The sequence below is a fragment of the Corynebacterium sp. genome (assembly GCF_030535495.1).
Lineage (GTDB): Bacteria > Actinomycetota > Actinomycetes > Mycobacteriales > Mycobacteriaceae > Corynebacterium.
In genome coordinates this window covers 1-2,092 of record NZ_JAUNRW010000179.1, presented here as the reverse complement: position 1 = coordinate 2,092, position 2,092 = coordinate 1, and the positions used below count along the sequence as shown (strand labels likewise).

Sequence of the window (2,092 nt, the reverse complement as noted above, 5' to 3'; positions counted from 1 at the left end):
GCCCGCCGACCTGCCAAACCCGGGTTTCCCCTGTTCAGGGCCGCGTTATTAGTTGTTGAGAGTTGTTTGGGAGTTGTTCTAGCACTCGCCCGGGTCCGTCTCCCAGGCGTGGCGCACCAGCTCCTCCAGCACCTCAAGGTTGATGTCCTCCGGCTTGTTCACGTACACGCACGACACGGCCGTCTGGTGTTTGCCCAGCTTGGCCAGCAGTTCCTCGGAACGCGGCAGCCCCTGCAGCCCGTAGAGCGAGAGCTTCGCCTTGCGCGGGCTGAAGCCGACGTGAAAGGTGTCGCCCTCGCGGCCGGTGGCGTACTTGTAGTGGGTCTGCCCGTAGCCGACCATGCTCGGTCCCCACATCACGGGTTCCTCCCCCGTGGCGCGAGTGAAGATCTCCAGCAGCAGGTGCCCGTGCTCCCGGCGGCGCCCGTCGAGGGTGTCCATGTAGTCGGCGGGTGCCTGGGACGTCTGCGCGGTCTTGAGATCGGGCGCGTTCTCACCGGTGTTGCCGCGCGTCCACTCGGCCTCGCGTTTCTCCCGCTCCGGCGCATTCGCCATGCTCAGCCCGCGTTCCTGCAGTGCCGCCTGCAGACGCTCGAGGCCGCGCTTGCCCACGCCGTGCAGCGCCAGCAGCTCGTCCCATTCCTGCTTGTCCAGTGATTCCAGATCCGCGAAGCCGGCGGCGGTGAGAGCGTCGCGGGCGGGGCGTCCGACGCCGGGGATCTGTTCGAAGGAGGTGCTCATGGCCGCAATCCTAGAGCTTTTGTGGTGCTGATGAATTCCTATTCTTATCGACGTCCCCCCTCACACCTCACCGCCCACGAAACGGGGCCCGCCGATTCGGAAGATGCTTGCCCGCCCCTTCACTGAGTGCAGCTGGATCACACGCGATAGTCGATCGGGCAGACACTGAATTCACGTACGATTCAGTGCATGGGAATCGCAGACATCGCTCGCACAGTGGAAGGCCGAATCAACGACCTGGGCGTGCGTCGTAAGCAAGCGAAGGGCTGGAGTCCGGCCATCACCGGTTTCTACGGTTACGGCAGCGAGAAGCGGGTCCACGTCCTCGGGCGCATCAGCCTGGAGGATCCGGAACCGCCGTCCACCGATGTCAAGCGCGGGTGGCGCCAGTTCATCACCTGGGCACTCGACGACGTCCCCGTCACGGTGCATTTCGGTTCGCAGACGATCGAGTCACGCTCCAACGAGCAGGGTTACGTCGACATCCTCGTCTCCGATCACGGTCTGGGCCCCGGCTGGCACGAGGCGACCATCGAGGCCGAGGGTGCGGAGCCGGTTACCGCGCAGGTCCACATCGTCGACCCGAGCGCCAGGTACGGCATGGTCTCCGACATCGACGACACCGTCCTGGTCACGTGGCTACCCCGCGCCATGCTCGCCGCCTGGAACTCCTGGGTGAAAAAGACCAACACCCGCCAGCCTGTCGACGGCATGTCCGAATTCTATGCCGAATTGCTGCGCGACCACCCCGAGACCCCCGTCTTCTATCTCTCCACGGGCGCGTGGAACACCTTCGATACCCTGGTCAACTTCCTGGACAACCACGGTTTCCCGAAGGGCCCGCTCATGCTCACCGACTGGGGCCCGACGCCGACCGGCCTGTTCCGCAGCGGAGTCGAGCACAAGAAGGTCCAGCTGCGAAACCTCATCATCGAGTACCCGGAGATCAAATGGATCCTCGTGGGCGATGACGGCCAGCACGACCCCCTCACCTACGGCGACTTCATCTTCGAGCACCCCGACCGCGTCGTCGGCATGGCGATCCGCCAGCTCAGCCCCCAGGAGCATGTCCTGTCCCACGGCACCGCCGCGCCCCTCGCGCAGGCCCGCCGCGAGGAGGCCTACGGCGTGCGCACCATCCTCGGCGAGGATGGTCACGAGCTGCTCGCGGAGTACCGCCGGGAACCGTTCCTGGACTAAGTGCTTATCGACGCCACGTGCCAGGCCCATGGCCGCCAGGTTCCGGGCGACCGGACCCGATATGTACACCGGATCGACATGTCAGGCGGATATGTCGATTTTCCTCTCCAGAATCGACATATGACCTTTGGGCATTATCGTGAGCAGGGAA

At 64.7% G+C, this 2,092-nt stretch carries 2 protein-coding genes; one reads left to right on the top strand and one right to left on the bottom strand.

Annotation, left to right across the window (positions count from 1 at the left end; genetic code table 11):
• Positions 1-78: 78 nt before the first annotated feature.
• A complete protein-coding gene (locus Q4F73_RS12335) occupies positions 79-741 on the bottom strand; it encodes a DUF1801 domain-containing protein (protein WP_303359634.1) in 663 nt (220 codons plus the stop codon).
• 189 nt (positions 742-930) lie between these two features.
• On the opposite strand from Q4F73_RS12335, the gene Q4F73_RS12330 reads away from it, so the two are divergent.
• Positions 931-1,941: an App1 family protein gene (locus Q4F73_RS12330; protein WP_303359633.1), complete on the top strand. Its 1,011-nt coding sequence runs from the start codon at positions 931-933 to the stop codon at positions 1,939-1,941.
• The last annotated feature ends 151 nt before the right edge of the window (positions 1,942-2,092 follow it).